The sequence below is a fragment of the Dryocola clanedunensis genome (genome assembly GCF_038405435.1).
GTDB classification, from domain to species: domain Bacteria; phylum Pseudomonadota; class Gammaproteobacteria; order Enterobacterales; family Enterobacteriaceae; genus Dryocola; species Dryocola clanedunensis_A.
This window is the reverse complement of record NZ_JBBYHZ010000001.1, coordinates 206,015-222,043: the sequence shown is the minus strand read 5'-3', so window position 1 is coordinate 222,043 and position 16,029 is coordinate 206,015. Positions and strand designations below refer to the sequence as shown.

15 protein-coding genes are annotated in these 16,029 nt (G+C 55.4%); 9 read left to right on the top strand and 6 right to left on the bottom strand.

Annotated elements, in window-relative coordinates:
• Positions 1-458: 458 nt before the first annotated feature.
• Positions 459-2,012 carry a peptide MFS transporter gene (locus tag AAE045_RS00990; protein ID WP_455546095.1) on the top strand — a complete coding sequence of 518 codons (1,554 nt, stop codon included), beginning with the start codon at positions 459-461 and terminating at the stop codon, positions 2,010-2,012.
• A gap of 64 nt (positions 2,013-2,076) precedes the next feature.
• On the opposite strand, the gene AAE045_RS00985 is transcribed toward AAE045_RS00990, so the two are convergent.
• A complete protein-coding gene (locus AAE045_RS00985) occupies positions 2,077-2,823 on the bottom strand; it encodes an SAM-dependent methyltransferase (protein ID WP_455546094.1) in 747 nt (248 codons plus the stop codon).
• 11 nt (positions 2,824-2,834) lie between these two features.
• Positions 2,835-3,092 (bottom strand): YjhX family toxin, encoded by a 258-nt coding sequence (locus AAE045_RS00980; protein ID WP_455546093.1) that lies wholly within the window; start codon positions 3,090-3,092, stop codon positions 2,835-2,837.
• Between the two features lie 485 nt (positions 3,093-3,577).
• On the opposite strand from AAE045_RS00980, the gene cui reads away from it, so the two are divergent.
• Together cui and AAE045_RS00970 are read left to right on the top strand one after the other, a co-directional pair.
• Positions 3,578-4,105, top strand: a complete 528-nt coding sequence (cui, locus tag AAE045_RS00975) for a colicin immunity protein Cui (RefSeq protein WP_455546092.1) — start codon at positions 3,578-3,580, stop codon at positions 4,103-4,105.
• Between the two features lie 228 nt (positions 4,106-4,333).
• On the top strand, positions 4,334-5,341 hold the full coding sequence (locus tag AAE045_RS00970) for a diguanylate cyclase domain-containing protein (protein ID WP_455546091.1): 1,008 nt from the start codon (positions 4,334-4,336) through the stop codon (positions 5,339-5,341).
• A gap of 35 nt (positions 5,342-5,376) precedes the next feature.
• Here AAE045_RS00970 and AAE045_RS00965 read toward each other — a convergent pair whose 3' ends face one another.
• The gene (locus AAE045_RS00965; RefSeq protein ID WP_455546090.1) at positions 5,377-5,742 is read right to left on the bottom strand and encodes a DUF4440 domain-containing protein; all 366 of its coding nucleotides are present in this window, start codon (positions 5,740-5,742) and stop codon (positions 5,377-5,379) included.
• Positions 5,743-5,966: 224 nt separating this feature from the next.
• Here AAE045_RS00965 and AAE045_RS00960 point away from each other — a divergent pair, with 224 nt between their 5' ends.
• From AAE045_RS00960 to wzz(fepE), 3 genes are all read left to right on the top strand, one after another.
• Positions 5,967-7,148, top strand: a complete 1,182-nt coding sequence (locus AAE045_RS00960; protein ID WP_455546089.1) for an acetyl-CoA C-acetyltransferase — start codon at positions 5,967-5,969, stop codon at positions 7,146-7,148.
• Positions 7,149-7,378: 230 nt separating this feature from the next.
• The gene (gene kduD / locus AAE045_RS00955) at positions 7,379-8,140 is read left to right on the top strand and encodes a 2-dehydro-3-deoxy-D-gluconate 5-dehydrogenase KduD (RefSeq protein WP_455546088.1); all 762 of its coding nucleotides are present in this window, start codon (positions 7,379-7,381) and stop codon (positions 8,138-8,140) included.
• Positions 8,141-8,601: 461 nt separating this feature from the next.
• Positions 8,602-9,723 (top strand): LPS O-antigen length regulator Wzz(fepE), encoded by a 1,122-nt coding sequence (gene wzz(fepE), locus AAE045_RS00950; RefSeq protein WP_455546087.1) that lies wholly within the window; start codon positions 8,602-8,604, stop codon positions 9,721-9,723.
• Positions 9,724-9,844: 121 nt separating this feature from the next.
• On the opposite strand, the gene AAE045_RS00945 is transcribed toward wzz(fepE), so the two are convergent.
• The gene (locus tag AAE045_RS00945; protein WP_202303329.1) at positions 9,845-10,165 is read right to left on the bottom strand and encodes a cupin domain-containing protein; all 321 of its coding nucleotides are present in this window, start codon (positions 10,163-10,165) and stop codon (positions 9,845-9,847) included.
• Between the two features lie 162 nt (positions 10,166-10,327).
• Here AAE045_RS00945 and AAE045_RS00940 point away from each other — a divergent pair, with 162 nt between their 5' ends.
• Positions 10,328-11,026 carry an aspartate/glutamate racemase gene (locus AAE045_RS00940; protein WP_455546086.1) on the top strand — a complete coding sequence of 233 codons (699 nt, stop codon included), beginning with the start codon at positions 10,328-10,330 and terminating at the stop codon, positions 11,024-11,026.
• A gap of 205 nt (positions 11,027-11,231) precedes the next feature.
• The gene (locus AAE045_RS00935; protein WP_455425603.1) at positions 11,232-12,398 is read left to right on the top strand and encodes an MFS transporter; all 1,167 of its coding nucleotides are present in this window, start codon (positions 11,232-11,234) and stop codon (positions 12,396-12,398) included.
• 1 nt (position 12,399) lies between these two features.
• On the opposite strand, the gene AAE045_RS00930 is transcribed toward AAE045_RS00935, so the two are convergent.
• On the bottom strand, positions 12,400-13,323 hold the full coding sequence (locus tag AAE045_RS00930; RefSeq protein ID WP_455546568.1) for a LysR family transcriptional regulator: 924 nt from the start codon (positions 13,321-13,323) through the stop codon (positions 12,400-12,402).
• A gap of 155 nt (positions 13,324-13,478) precedes the next feature.
• Between AAE045_RS00930 and lysA the strand changes: the two genes are divergently transcribed.
• Positions 13,479-14,741, top strand: a complete 1,263-nt coding sequence (lysA, locus tag AAE045_RS00925; protein ID WP_455546085.1) for a diaminopimelate decarboxylase — start codon at positions 13,479-13,481, stop codon at positions 14,739-14,741.
• Here lysA and AAE045_RS00920 read toward each other — a convergent pair.
• The gene (locus tag AAE045_RS00920) at positions 14,733-15,755 is read right to left on the bottom strand and encodes a LacI family DNA-binding transcriptional regulator (protein WP_455546567.1); all 1,023 of its coding nucleotides are present in this window, start codon (positions 15,753-15,755) and stop codon (positions 14,733-14,735) included. The genes lysA and AAE045_RS00920 overlap by 9 nt on opposite strands.
• Between the last annotated feature and the right edge of the window lie 274 nt (positions 15,756-16,029).

Below are 16,029 nucleotides of genomic sequence, written 5' to 3'. Positions count from 1 at the left end.
TTAGCTCCATCAAAGTTTTTGTGGGCTTCCCTGAAGGTAGCGATAAACTAAACCGGATCGGTACCGAAAGCCGGGTTTACTCTTGTCCTGAAAAAAAAATGGTTAGCTGAGATCGAGCAATCACTTAGAAATCTGGGTGAGCTTCAGCTTTACTGTACCGCTTAACTTTGGCGGTTTTACGGGAGCCTGCCACCGCCGACGCAGGTTCTTTTGGGACATGATGCGATCCTCCTGCATAATGTCAAAGTCTATCCCCGCGCAGCCGACAGAAAATCTATAAAAAGAGACGATTGTCGACTTTTCAACTTAAAGTGGTCGGGTTGGCACTAGACAAAACCATCGTTCAGTTATCAAATGGTTAAATAATACGTGAGCGAATGTTAGAGAGCGGCATCTTCCCCCAGCCGCCGGATAATTCATTGCTTACAGACACGACGACATACCTCGCTGGAGATTTTATGCATTCCTCTGTTAATAAAAACGAAGGCCGAACTTTCTTCGGTCATCCTTATCCTCTGGGCTCGCTGTTCTTTACCGAAATGTGGGAGCGTTTCTCTTTCTACGGCATTCGACCGCTGCTGATCCTGTTTATGGCGGCGACCGTTTACGACGGCGGCATGGGGCTGGCGCGTGAAAACGCCTCCGCTATCGTCGGGATCTTCGCTGGCAGCATGTATCTGGCAGCGCTCCCCGGCGGCTGGCTGGCGGATAACTGGCTCGGCCAGCAGCGCGCGGTGTGGTACGGTTCGATACTGATCGCCCTCGGCCATCTGTCGATAGCGCTGTCCGCCATGCTGGGCGACAGCCTGTTCTTCATCGGCCTGATGTTTATCGTCCTCGGATCCGGCCTCTTCAAAACCTGTATCTCTGTGATGGTAGGGACGCTGTACAAAAAAGGCGACGCGCGCCGCGACGGTGGCTTCTCGCTGTTTTATATGGGCATTAACATGGGCTCGTTTATCGCGCCGCTGATTTCCGGCTGGCTGATAAAGACCCACGGCTGGCACTGGGGCTTTGGCATCGGCGGCATTGGGATGCTGGTGGCGCTGGTCATCTTCCGCCTCTTTGCCGTCCCGGCGATGAAACGCTACGACGCTGAGGTCGGCCTGGATTCAACCTGGAACAGCCCGGTGGCGAAGAAGAACGGGGTCGGTGCCTGGCTGCTGGCGCTGGCGGTTGGCGTGGCGGTTATCGTGACGCTTATTGCGCAGGGCGTGATCGTGGTTAACCCCGTGGCGGTTGCCAGCGTGCTGGTCTATGTGATTGCCGCCTCGGTGGCCCTCTACTTTATCTATCTGTTTGTGTTTGCCGGGCTGAACCGCAAAGAGCGCGCCAGGCTGCTGGTGTGTTTTATCCTGCTGGTCTCAGCCGCTTTCTTCTGGTCCGCGTTTGAACAGAAGCCAACCTCCTTTAACCTGTTTGCCAACGACTACACCAACCGCATGATTGGCGACTTTGAAATTCCTGCCGTGTGGTTCCAGTCAATCAACGCCCTGTTTATTATCCTGCTGGCGCCGGTGTTCAGCTGGGCATGGCCGGCAATGGCGCGGAAAAACGTGCGTCTGAGCAGCATCACCAAGTTCGTGATCGGCATTTTGTGCGCCGCCGCGGGCTTTGGGATCATGATGCTGGCCGCGCAGAACGTGCTGAACAGCGGCGGGGCAGGCGTATCGCCGTTCTGGCTGGTGGGCAGCATCCTGATGCTGACGCTCGGCGAACTCTGCCTGAGTCCGATTGGGCTTGCCACCATGACGCTGCTGGCCCCGGAAAGAATGCGCGGCCAGATGATGGGGCTGTGGTTCTGCGCCAGCGCGCTGGGTAACCTGGCGGCGGGCCTGATTGGCGGGCACGTTAAGGCCGACCAGCTGGACATGCTGCCGGATCTCTTCGCCCGCTGTTCCGTTGCGCTGCTGATCTGCGCGGCGGTGCTGTTAGTTCTGATTGTGCCGGTGCGTCGCATGCTGGAAAACGCGCAGGTTAAGACGGAGCAAAAGCCGGTGGCCAGCGCTTAGTCTTGCGGTAGCTAACCAGCAAAAAGGCCGATCGTCAGATCGGCCTTTTTACTTATCTGCCCCTTCAGCGGGACATTAGTGCAAATACTCCCCAGCCAAAATATTCCCGCGTGTAAGTGACATGGCGTTCAGGCGCTATCGTCAGCTCCGCCCGCACCACCTGCGCAAAGTCATCGTCAGGGTTTTCCTCCAGCCAGCGGCGCATGGTGAGCCACTTAGCCGCTTCGTACCTGTCCCAGCCTTCCTGCTCCGCCAGTACCATTTCCACGACGTCATAACCGAGTTTGTCAAAAGAGGCGACAAGATCGGGAAGGGTGAGGAAATCGGCAATAGACGAGACGCCGCAGGCCTGTGCAATCTCTTCCGTCGCGGGCACCTGGCGCCAGTAGGGTTCACCAATAAGCACAATTCCTCCAGGCTTCAGGCTCTTTGCAAGCAGCTCTATCGTCCCGGCAAAACCACCTGCAATCCACGTAGCCCCGATACAGGCCGCCACGTCACATTTTTCGTCGGCGACGTAGCCTGCTGCGTCGTTATGCATAAAATGCACGCGTTCGCAGACGCCGAGTTCCTCTGCACGCAGCTTTGCCTGCATAGTAAAGAGCGGGCTCATGTCAATGCCTGTACCCGTGATTCCATGGTCGCGGGCCCAGGTGCAGAGCATCTCGCCCGAGCCGCTACCGAGGTCAAGGATGCGGGTATCCGGTTTCATACGCAGTACGCGACCAAGCGTGGCGTACTTTTCCGGTGTGAACGGATTATGAATGCGGTGTTCGCTTTCGCTGATGGTAAAAATACGTGGGATATCCATTTCAGTACTCCTTACTGATTGTCAAACTGGGCGCGAACGTTGTTCAGCCCGGTGGTATTAATGCGGTAGGGCTGACCGTTGACGGACTTGATCAGCTTTTTGGTTTTGAGTTTTTTGAAGACGGCGAGCGTGCAGTCAGCCAGCAACAGCCCTTCGCGGGTGTAGCATTCAACGGCGGTGACGCGGCCGGAGGTATCGCGGACGTGCGCAATACGTCCACCTTTGGCGAGAACGTGTAAGGTACGTTGTTCCTGACGGGATAAATTCATACTGGAAAACCTGTTTAATCATCATGTGCAAAACGTGCAAACACACAGCGGTGTCCACATTCGATTTCGGCGCATTGATAATCAGTCCGGCCTGAAAAGGTCGTGAAACTGATTATCGGATGATTACATTCTCCAGCATCAAAGCCTCGGATAGAGTTGAAAAGTATTTACGCGGTGAATGATAACACGTAGTTTTAACAGGGCTATTTGCAGATTCAAAAAGTGTGATCTGCTTCAGGAAACGGGTGCCTGAAGGGCTATCAAGCCTCTACTGATATTATCCTGTGGTGGCAGGTTATTTCGATTATATGTCTTTGGTTGATACGGTGAAGAGCAACACTTATGAATACTGATTGAACATACTTATCAGATGTTAGGGTACTAAAACGGCGTAAAGACAATCTCATAATTAAATTATATACTTAAGCGTTTATCACTAGAAAAGCAGTATCGGCCAACATCTGCATAAAGAAAAAGGATTTTTTATGATCAATAATACTCAGGTAAGCAGATATACTAGAAAGATTTTATTCTCCATGATGCTCGTAGGGATGACTCCCTTGATATTCATTTTTATCTTTTATCTTAACGATCCAGATAGCTACCTGCTGTATTATATCTATGAAATTACTAAAGATATCCCTTCTGTTACCTCTGCCTACAGTCCTCTGCTGACTAAAGTCATGGATATATATAGCAAGAGTGCTCTTCTATTTGCGGTCGTTACCTTCTTTATTCTCTATAAGCGAAAGCCAAAAGTAATTATAGAGCGTAGTGTACTTATCAAAGCATGCATATTCAGTCCGGTAATATATTGTTTATACCTGTATTTTTTTCTTCTTCAGGATTTTGAATTAACAACTGCAGGGAATCCTGCCAGATTGATGTCTGGGAATAACGTCAGCTTATTGTTTTTTTACGTGTGTTTATATTATGTTTCGTTTCTACTGACCTATATGATGTGTTATCTCCCGTCACTGGTACTTGCGCTCTGGAAGGAAACAAAAAAATAGTGAATTTTTCGTTGCCGGAATAGAAGAAGGTCATGCTTTTCCTTCTCTGTGGTGAATAGTCGAAGTCACCACTCCTTTTTCATGTGTTGTCAGCCTTGCCTACATAAACACCCATCTTCCAGATTAACGCCATAGCTGGGGGGCAGAATTCAGGCTAAATATATGTTAAAAGCGTAGCTCTGAGGCTTGTTGCCTGCCTGTGCTACCGGATGAAGGTGTTCCCGTTTAATGTCTGACAATCTTATCGAGCGCATTTCAAGCGCGTTAGAATCTGAATACACGCTTGAGGGGCTTGTCCGCCAGCTGCTCGAAATGCTTGAGCTGGTGACCAACATGGAGTCCACCTACCTGACCCGCGTGGAGCCGGACGGCAGCCAGCAGCATATCCTTTTTTCCCGTAACAGCAGGCACATGCAGATCCCGGAGGGGCTGTCCGTACCCTGGGGCGACACGCTGTGCAAGCGTGCGCTGGATGAAGGGCGGCGATATACCTGCGACGTGGCGGGTATCTGGGGCGATTCCGAGGCGGCGAAGGCGCTGGGAATAACCACCTATGTCAGCACGCCCGTCAGGCTGGCCGATGGCTCGCTGTACGGTACGCTTTGTGCCGCCAGTTCCGAGCAGCGCGAGCTGTCCGAGCGCAGCGAACAGGTGCTCCAGCTGTTCGCCCAGCTTATCGCCCAGCAGATCCAGAATGAGCAGCTGATGAAAAAGCTGCAGCAGGCCAACGCCGCGCTGACCACTTCCAGCTATACCGACGATCTGACGGGCCTGCCAAACCGCCGCGCGGTGTTTGACCAGCTTCCGCAGCTCTTTACCCGAGCGAAACTCGACGCCCGCTACGTGCTGGTAGCCTTTGCCGACCTGGATGATTTTAAGCAAATCAATGACGTTTACGGTCACGACGCGGGGGATGAGTTCCTGTGCGCGGTTGGCGAGCGGCTAAAAGCAGGCGTGCGCTACGATGAAATTCTGGGGAGGGTTGGCGGTGATGAATTTATCGTTGCCGGAGCCGGGCCGACAGATTACGCCGACGCTCAGGATGCGGCCAGAGCTTTTAAAACGCGGCTGGCCTCCCTGCTGACCGGCGACTATAAGCTGCATTCATTAACGATCAAATACGGCGGCCCGAGTATCGGCGCGGTGGCGGTAAACCCCGGCGACGTTAGCCCGGATATGGCGCTGCGCGCCGCCGACGAGGCGATGTATCAGGACAAGAAAACCCGCCGCAGATAAAAACTATCCCTTCGCGAGGAGGGGATCGAACCAGGTTAAGCCGCCGTCTCGTGCAGCCGGAGCCAGCTCAGCCCTGGGGTAAAGACTACCGTTGAATGGCGCAGCGTAGGCTCAGCTCCCGGCAGGCTGTGCCGTTCGCTGTAGCTCACCACCGCCCCGGCAGGCCACTCCGCCACGACTTTTATCTCTTCCAGCTCGATTTTTAGCCCGGGCCTGGCCCCTTGCTGCCCTTCAAAGAAGGCGCAAAGCGTGGAATAGTCCAGCTTTGCCCCACCCGGCGTCACCATAGAAAATGCTGGAGAGAAGCGGTTAAGCAGCGCTTTTAAATCCCCTTTACCCGCACCCAGCCAGTTTTCAATGGCGATATGGGCGTCGATCGTTTCCTGAACGTACTGGTTCATCCGGCTTTCCTTGTTATTTATTTGTGATGCCCTTCACTGGTTGTGAAGAAATATTCTCCAGCGAAACGGCAGGTAAACAATTTAATGAATTGAATATGCTGACTATTTGAATCTTACACCCGGCTTTACATCTATCCATTCCCAAAAACCGGCATTAACAATTTATTAATGTTGCCCCATGATATGCGCTCTTAAAACCCTATTAGCGTTTTGCGGAGCGGACAATGAAAGATGTGGTGATTGTTGGGGCGGCGCGCACCCCCATTGGCTGCTTCCAGGGAGCGCTTTCTCCGCGTAGCGCCGCGGAGCTGGGAAGCGCTGTGGTAAAGGCATTGCTTGAGCGCAGCGGCGTAAGCGAGCAGGAGGTTGACGAGGTTATTCTGGGGCAGGTACTAACCGCTGGCGCGGGACAAAACCCTGCCCGACAAACTGCCCTCAACAGCGGCCTGCCGTGGTCCGTGTCGGCGATTACCATCAACGACGTCTGCGGCTCCGGCCTGAAAGCGCTGCATCTTGCTACCCAGGCGATCCAGTGCGGGGAAGCGGACGTGGTGATAGCGGGCGGACAGGAAAATATGAGCCGCGCTCCGCACGTTCTTGCTAACAGCCGTACCGGCGCGGGGCTGGGCAACAGCCAGCTTATCGACAGCCTGGTTCACGACGGGCTGTGGGATGCGTTTAACGATTACCACATGGGCGTCACCGCAGAAAACCTCGCCCGCGAATACGATATCAGCCGTGAACGGCAGGATGCGTTCGCGCTGGCCTCGCAGCAGAAGGCTCGCGCCGCTATTGATGCGGGCCGCTTTAAAGACGAAATCGTACCGGTGCCCGTCGAGCTGCGCTCGGGAGCGACCGTGCTGGTGGACACCGATGAGCAGCCCCGCACGGACGCCAGCGCGGAAGCCCTGGCCCGGCTGAGCCCTGCGTTTGAGATTGCCGGCAGCGTCACGGCAGGCAACGCCTCTTCTATTAACGATGGCGCAGCGGCCGTCTTAATGATGAGCGCCGCAAAAGCCGAAGAGCTGGGGCTGCCCGTTCTGGCGCGCATCCGGGCCTTTGCCAGCGTCGGCGTCGACCCTGCGCTGATGGGGATCGCCCCCGTCACGGCCACGCGTCGCTGCCTGGAAAGAGCGGGCTGGGCGCTGGAAGAGCTGGATTTAATCGAAGCGAACGAAGCGTTTGCCGCGCAGGCGCTTTCGGTAGGGAAGATGCTGGAGTGGGACGAGCGCAAGGTTAACGTCAACGGCGGAGCCATCGCGCTTGGCCACCCCATCGGCGCGTCCGGCTGCCGCATCCTCGTCTCGCTGGTGCATGAAATGGTCAAACGGGATGCGAAAAAGGGGCTGGCAACGCTGTGCATCGGGGGCGGGCAGGGCGTTGCCCTCGCCATCGAGCGCGATTAGCTTACCTGATTAGTTCTCTCAGAAAGAGCTCACCTTCGGTTTGCCGGGGTGGGCTTTTTGCTGGCTGAGAACCGGTGCGGCGTGATCCCGGTACCAAATTTGATCTCTTCTGCCAATAAAAATGAAACGATGTTTTATTTATAATTGAAATGGCGTTTCAGGAGGATTAGTATGGCGGCACTGAACATCTTTGCCTGCCTGATGCGGGCGCGAATAAAAAGGAAATCGACATGATTCTGGATACATTCTCCCTTGAGGGTAAAGTCGCTGTTGTCACAGGTTGTGATACGGGTCTGGGTCAGGGCATGGCGCTGGGACTTGCGCAGGCGGGCTGCGACATCGTGGGTATCAACATCGTTGAGCCGACCGACACCATCGAGCAGGTGACCGCGCTGGGCCGCCGTTTTCTCAGCCTGACCGCTGACCTGCGTAAAATTGACGGTATCCCGGGGCTGCTGGATCGCGCCGTTGCCGAGTTTGGCCATATCGACATTCTGGTCAACAACGCGGGCCTGATTCGCCGTGAGGACGCCATTGAGTTCAGCGAGCAGAACTGGGACGACGTGATGAATCTCAACATCAAAAGCGTTTTCTTTATGGCTCAGGCGGCGGCGAAGCACTTTATTGCCCAGGGCAACGGCGGCAAAATCATTAACATCGCCTCTATGCTCTCCTTCCAGGGCGGTATTCGGGTGCCTTCCTACACCGCTTCCAAGAGTGCGGTCATGGGCGTAACCCGCCTGCTGGCAAACGAGTGGGCGAAGCACGGCATCAACGTTAACGCTATTGCGCCGGGCTACATGGCTACTAACAACACCCAGCAGCTGCGTGCCGATGAGCAGCGCAGCAGCGAAATCCTCGACCGCATCCCGGCGGGCCGCTGGGGGCTGCCGAGCGACCTGATGGGGCCAATCGTCTTCCTGGCTTCACCTGCTTCTGACTACGTTAACGGTTACACCATCGCGGTGGACGGCGGCTGGCTGGCTCGCTAAGCCTCAAAAAACCATAAGCCTCCCTTAACCGGGAGGTTTTTTTTTTGCGCTACGGACGCTCCCCTTACTTTCATCCCTTCCTTCTTGTTGCTCACTCTTCAGACCCTTTCGCGTTAAAATTACGAACCTGAGAGAAAACAATCTGGCGAATTCTTAAAATATTAAGCTGCGGAAACTGGTAGTTGTTTTTGGGATTTATCTTAGGAATAATGGTTGTCTCCTAAAAAATACCTTTAGTTCTGCTAATTATTCATCCTCCTGCGGCAGTCAGGACGATGTTAAGTCCGGTATTTTCCGACAGTTATGTTGCAGTCAAAGTGATGCTCACAAGGAACAGACATGCCGCATTTTCCCACTATAAAAACAGCTAACTCGTTGCCTGTTCTATCCTCTGCGCGCGGAAGGGTTTTCCGCGTCTGGCGAAACAGGTCTGTTCTCACCACACCATTAAGCGGTTTGTTATGTCATCTATAGAAGTGAAATCACAGCAGTTAGAGAGCGCTCCTGTCTACCCCCTTCACTCTCAACAACGTGAGGAGATCGATCTTCTGGCGCTGCTGTCTACGCTGTTTGCAGCCCGCAAGCAGATCGTTGGCATTACCCTCATTTTTGCACTCTGTGGCGTCATCGCTAGTTTCCTTCTGCCCCAGAAGTGGACTAGCCAGGCCGTCATTACTGCACCTGAGAATGAACAGATGGTCGAACTGCGCCGGGCGATGGTCAATATGAACGTGCTGAACGTTGGGGCTAACGTAGACGGCAGCACCGTATTTAATATGTTCCTGAAAAAATTTGATTCTCAGGCGCTGCGCGAACGCTTTCTTTCAACGTCGCCTTATGTGCAGGCGCTGCTGAGTAATAAAGAAGTGGATACCTCCGAGCTGCATCGGGCCATTATGAACGTCTCGGAGAAATTCAAATCGCAGAATAATGCCGATCCGAAACAAACTGCCAGTATGCCTTATTCCTCCTGGACGCTGAGTTTCAACGCCCCTGATGCTGAAAACGCTCAGCTGGTGCTAAAAAACTATATTGCCTATATTGTGAACGAGGTGAATATCAGCGTCCTGCAGGATCTGAAAGACGCGGTGGAGCTTAAAATCATCTTTGAAAAAGATAAGCTGAAGCTGGACCGCTCCCTGCTGGAAAATGAGCATAACGTTAATCTGCAGCGTCTGGGCTATTCGCTGCAGGTCGCCAGCGCCGCCGGGATTAAAAAGCCGGTCTACAGCAACGGCCAGGCCGTAAAAGACGATCCGGACTATTCGGTTGCCCTGGGCTCTGACGGGCTGGCAGAAAAGCTGAAAATTGAGGAGTCGATTAAGGACGTTGCTCAGCTTAACGTTGCGGTGCAGAATCGTGAGCATCTGGTCAGCCAGCTGGAAGCGATTAACATCGGTGAGGTGGACTTCAGGCCGTTTAAATACCAGATGCAGCCTTCGCTGCCGGTGAAAAAAGACGGTCCGGGTAAATCTTTAGTGGTGGTGCTGGCCACGCTGGTTGGCCTGATTGTGGCGGCTGGCATGGTGCTGACCCGTCATGCTTTAAGCAGCCGCCGAATGGAGCTGGATAAATTTATCTAGCCAGTATCGTAGGGTGGATAAGCGTAAGCGCCATCCACCACTGAGGTTTTTGTGTCGGATGACGCTTACGCTTATCCGACCTACCAGAAAAATTTGTTATCAGCCTTGCCAATTTATTCAGCTAAAGAAAATCTTCCCGAATCGGCGTAAAGGTATCCAGCAGCGTACCGGCGGCCAGACACACGCAGCCGTGCATCACGTGCGGCTCTTTATAAAGCGTATCCCCGGCTTTAACCTTATGCACCTCTTCGCCAATGGTGAATTCGAACTCGCCGGAAAGCACGTATGTTAGCTGTTCGTGCGGGTGATTATGCATGGGCCCCACGGCTCCGGTTTCGAAATTCACCTGCACCGCCATCATTTTTCCGCCGTTCGCGAGTACGCGGCGGGTGACGCCAGCCCCCAAATCTTCCAGCTTAGTGTCGTTAATGAAGGTAAACATCGTCGCTCCTGAATAATGTGAAATGGCATTTCATTTTTATAATCATGACATGAGATCGGAGTTTGAGATAGCCGATTGCCTGAATCTGCCATGAACATCACGCTTTCCCGCCGGGAGCTTCGTGATATAACCAGAGGCATCACTATGAGAAGGGGATGAGCAATGAAAACGATAGGCCTGTTAGGCGGCATGAGCTGGGAGTCCACCATTCCCTATTACCGCCTGATTAACGAAGGGATAAAGTCCCGACTTGGCGGACTGCATTCGGCGAAGATCGTTCTGCACAGCGTCGATTTCCACGAAATTGAAGCCTGCCAGGCAAGCGGCGAGTGGGATAAAGCCGGTGAGATGCTGGCGGATGCGGCTCTGGGTTTACAGAAGGCCGGGGCCGAAGGCATCGTGCTGTGTACTAACACTATGCATAAAGTTGCCGGGCATATCGAATCCCGCTGCGGCCTGCCTTTTCTGCACATTGCCGATGCCACCGGGCGGGCAATAGCCGCGCAGGGCGTAAGCCAGGTTGCGCTGCTCGGCACGCGCTACACCATGGAGCAGGATTTTTATCGCGGTCGCCTGGAAGCTGAATTTGGCATCACCTCGCTGATCCCTGATGAACCTCAGCGCCTGCGCATTAACCAGATTATTTTCGACGAGCTGTGCCTCGGCAAAATAACGGCGGAATCGAAGCGCTACTACCAGCAGGCGATTGCCGACCTTCAGGAGCAGGGGGCCCAGGGGGTAATCTTCGGCTGCACGGAGATTGGCCTGCTGCTGCAACAGCAGGATTGTCCGCTGCCGGTGTTTGATACCGCCGCCATCCATGCGGAGGACGCGGTTAAATTTATGCTTGCCGGGCAATAATTTTTTTATCCAAACTTTCATGAGGTTAAGCGGTAAATTACGTTATCCTCACGCCGCGCCGGGTCATCCCCGGCGTTTTTTGTGTTATTAATTTGTTAAGCAGCGCACAAAATTCCAATAAGCTGCACCTCTACATCCTCGCTACCAGGCGGTCAGAGTTTTCACTCGCCCGCCTTTTGTCATTTCTGCAACCGGGAGTTATTCCATGCCTGTTTCCCTACTCGCGCTGGCGATGAGTGCGTTTGCCATCGGCACGACGGAGTTTGTCATTATGGGCCTGCTGCCCGACGTGGCCGGGGATCTTCATATTTCGATTCCCACTGCGGGCTGGCTGATAAGCGGCTACGCCCTGGGCGTGGCAATTGGCGCGCCGATTATGGCCCTGCTGACGGCTCGTCTGCCGCGTAAACTTTCTCTCGTCCTGCTGATGGTGATTTTTATTATTGGCAACCTGCTGTGCGCCGTGGCGATCTCGTATAACTTCCTGATGCTCGCCCGCATTGTTACCGCGCTTTGCCACGGGGCGTTCTTCGGCATTGGTGCCGTGGTGGCCGCAGGGCTCGTTGCGCCAAACCGCAAGGCTTCCGCCGTGGCGCTGATGTTTACCGGGCTGACGCTTGCCAACGTGCTGGGCGTGCCGATTGGCACCTGGTTCGGGCAGATGTACGGCTGGCGGTCAACGTTCTGGGGCGTAGCGGTGATTGGCGTCGTGGCGTTTATCGCGCTTATCGTCAGCCTGCCTTCGCAGAAGGATGAGGCGCCCGCAGACTTAAAGCGTGAGGTCAGCGCGCTGGCTAACGGCAAGCTGTGGCTCTCGCTGTCGATGACAATTTTCTTTGCGGCGGCGATGTTCGCGCTGTTCAGCTATATCGCCCCGATGCTGCTCCAGGTCACCGGCATCACCCATAAAGGCGTGAGCTGGACGCTGTTCCTGATAGGCGCGGGCCTGACGGTGGGCAATATTCTGGGCGGGCGTCTGGCGGACTGGCGCGTCTCCGTAAGCCTGATCCTGAGCTTTACGTTTATCGCCATTTTCTCTCTGCTGTTCCGCTGGACGAGCCACGGCGCGTGGCTTGCTGAAATCACGCTGTTCCTGTGGGCGATGGCGGCGTTTGCCACCGTGCCCGCTTTGCAAATCAACGTGGTGCTGCATGGCAAAGATGCGCCAAACCTGGTCTCTACGCTGAATATCGCCGCGTTTAACGTCGGCAATGCGCTTGGAGCATGGGTTGGCGGTACGGTTATCGATCGCGGGTATGGGCTAACCGCCGTGCCGGTTGCCGCTGCGGGGCTGGCGGTTATCGGGCTGATTATCTGTCTGATTAACTTCAGCAGCGGCACCGGCCATCATCATCCGGCTACCGAGCAATAGGTCAGGCGTCGAGCAGCGCTTTTAGCGGGTCATTGAAGATATGCATGAAATCATGCATATGCTCGCTGAAAGCGCTGACCAGCGCGGAGGCAGGGCGGTGCAGCGGGCGGATCAGGCTCACGGTAAAAGGCACCGCCACGCTGAAGCGCCGCGCCACCACGCCGCTTGAGGCATAGTCCAGAGCGGTAAGCGGGTTAACGACGGAGATACCCGCTCCCGCCCGCACCATCGCACATACCGAAGCGGCGCTGTGCGTCTCCACCACCATTCTGCGTTTGACCTCGTGCTCCTGAAATAACGAATCCAGCAGCTGCCGGTAGCTGTCCGTCCGCGACAGGCTGATGTAGTTTTCCCCGGCAAAATCCTGCGGCGTGAGTTCCGCTTTGCGCGCCAGCCGATGCCCGGCGGGCAGCACGCACACCTCGTTTAAGGTCAGCAGCGTCTGGCGCTCCGTTCCGGCAGGCGTGGAAATATTCTCCGTCAGCCCCAGATCGTGGCGCTGGGCCGACAGCCACTCCTCCAGCAGCGGCGACTCCTGCGGGACAATATTCAGGCTTAGCTCCGGGTAGCGCGCCAGGAAAGGCTGCACCAGCTGCGGCAGAAAAGACTGGGAGAAGACCGGCAGGCAAGCGATGGAAAGCTCGCCCTGGCGAAACTCGCGCAGGCTTTCTGCCGCGCTAACGATGCGATCCAGCCCGTACCAGGAGCGCTGAACCTCTTCAAACAGACGCAGCCCCTGAACGGTAGGATGCAGGCGGCCGCGGCTGCGCTCGAACAGCTGGAGCCCCGTCAGCTTCTCGAAGCGCGCCAGCTCGCGGCTGACCGTAGGCTGCGAGGTATGCAGCAGCCCCGCAGCCTCCGTGAGGTTCCCGGCGGTCATCACCGCGTGGAAGATTTCGATATGGCGAAGCGTGACTGTTGGCATTTTCATTCCTTTTCCCCCTCGCCCCTCTGGGGAGAGGGCCGGGGTGAGGGGCGACTTTCCATATCATATATGAATAGACTCGTGAGAAATCGATATTTTTTCTTCACTTCGCGCTGTGGCGTAATGAACAAAATGAATCATGACCGGAGCTGACCATGCCACGCCCTCTCGACAATACCGATACCGCGCTTAACGCGCAGAACCTGCTGACCCTGCCCGCGGAGTTTGGCTGCCCAGTGTGGGTTTACGATGCGGAAATTATTCGCCAGCAGGTGGCACGTCTGCGCCAGTTTGACGTGATCCGCTTCGCGCAGAAGGCATGTTCTAATATCCATATTCTGCGTCTGATGCGCGAGCAGGGCGTGAAGGTAGACTCGGTGTCTCAGGGTGAAATCCTGCGCGCGCTGGCGGCGGGCTATAACCCGTCCGAAAATCCAGACGATATCGTCTTTACCGCCGATATGATCGACGAAGCCACGCTTGCGCTGGTTGCCGAGCACAAAATCCCGGTGAACGCAGGTTCGGTGGATATGCTTGGCCAGCTTGGTGAGGTTTCCCCGGGCCATCGCATCTGGCTGCGCGTGAACCCTGGTTTCGGCCATGGACACAGTCAGAAAACCAATACCGGCGGGGAGAACAGCAAGCACGGCATCTGGCACGCCGATATGCCGCAGGCGCTGGAAATAGTTAAGCGCTATAACCTGCATCTGGTCGGCATTCACATGCACATTGGCTCAGGGGTGGATTACGCCCACCTGGAGCGCGTATGTGGCGCGATGGTGCAGCAGGTCGTCGACTTCGCTCAGGATCTTGAGGCGATCTCCGCGGGCGGCGGCCTGTCTATCCCTTACCGCGAAGGCGAAGAAAAGATCGATACCAGCCATTATTTCGGCCTGTGGAGCGCGGCTCGCGACAAAATAGCCCAACGTCTGGGCCACCCGGTGAAGCTGGAAATCGAACCGGGGCGCTTCCTGGTCGCGGAATCCGGCGTGCTGGTGGCGCAGGTGCGTTCCGTAAAAGATATGGGATCCCGCCACTTCGTGCTGATCGACGCGGGCTTTAACGATCTGATGCGGCCATCCATGTACGGCAGCTACCACCATATCTCGGCCATTGCGGGGGACGGGCGTGATTTAACGGCTCAGCCAGCTATCGAAACCGTGGTTGCCGGGCCGTTGTGTGAATCCGGGGACGTCTTTACCCAGCAGGAAGGTGGCAAAGTAGAAACCCGCAGCCTGCCTCCGGTGAAAGTGGGGGACTATCTGGTGCTGCACGATACCGGCGCGTACGGGGCTTCTATGTCTTCAAACTACAATAGCCGCCCGCTGCTGCCGGAAGTGCTGTTTGATAACGGTAGCGCGCGCCTGATTCGCCGCCGCCAGACCGTGCAGGAGCTTATCGATCTGGAACTACTTTGAGGTTTTGCGCCCGGGCTGAAAGAAGGGGCCGGGCGCCACGGATTCACGCAGCAACAGCGTACCCACAAACGGCGGGATCGGCTCAAGATCTTCGCCGTTTGCCAGTTTTATCGCCTGGTCGATAGCGGTGGTAATCATATTGTCGATAGGCAAATAAACGGTGGAGAGCGCGGGCTGCAGCCACTGCGCGCTTGGCGCATCGTCAAAGCCAAACAGCGACATCTCTTCAGGAATGCGAATGCCCGCCTGGTGCAGCGCTTTCGATGCCCCCAGGGCCATATCATCGTTACAGGCAAACAGCGCCGTAAAGGCGACGCCGCTTTCCAGCAGCTCCTGACAAAGCTGGTGTCCGACCGTCATCGTGGAGTCGCCGTTTTTCACCCGCTCTTCGCTGAAGCGAATACCATGCTTTTGCAGCGCCTTGCGGTAGCCCATCAGTCGGGCCTGGCCGGTCGGGGTGGAGATTGGCACGGTGATGCAGGCGATATCGCGATGGCCCTGCTGAATCAGGTATTCGGTTGCCTGGAACGCCGCATCCTGCTGTTCGAAGAACACGCAGCGTTCGCGGGCCTGGGTAACGTCACGGTTCACCACCACCAGCGGCACGCGAATAGTGCTCATCAGCGACATCAGCGCGCGCTCGGACATAAAACGGGTATAGAGCACGATGGCGTCGCAGTGCCGGTCCACCAGCATCTGCACCGCATCCAGCTCTTTTTGCGGCGTGTCGTGCCCGTCGGTGACAATCAGCTGTTTACCATGGAGTTCCGTCTGGCGGGAAGCCTGCTGCAGCAGACGACCGAAGTAAAAGCCGTCAAAGGTCGAGACCACCAGGCCAACGCTGTTGCTGCTGCGGTTAGCCAGCGAGCGCGCAAGAAAATTTGGGCGATAGCCCAGCTCTTCCATGGCCTTAAACACCTGCTTGCGGGTGCTCTCCTTGACCTGTCCGGTACCGTTCAACACCCGTGATACCGTTGCTTTTGAAACGCCTGCGCGTAGCGAGACATCCAGCATTGTTACCATTTGTTCTTTCCTGATTAAGACTTCCGTCGCGATGCCGCAGTTCTGAGGGCAGTCTACCACATGCGCCAGACGGTACAGATCCGGCGGGGCGCAAGAGGTGCTCAAAATGTCCTACCAGGATCACGCTTTTGCATTAACGGCGCGATCCCAATGCGATGCCTGGCAACTTGCAGTCGTTTGGTATACCAAAAAGAATAATTTTGAATTATTGGAATCCCAGATAGAGGTTATGAGAGTGCTGTCACGGAATTTTGTCGCCTTCACA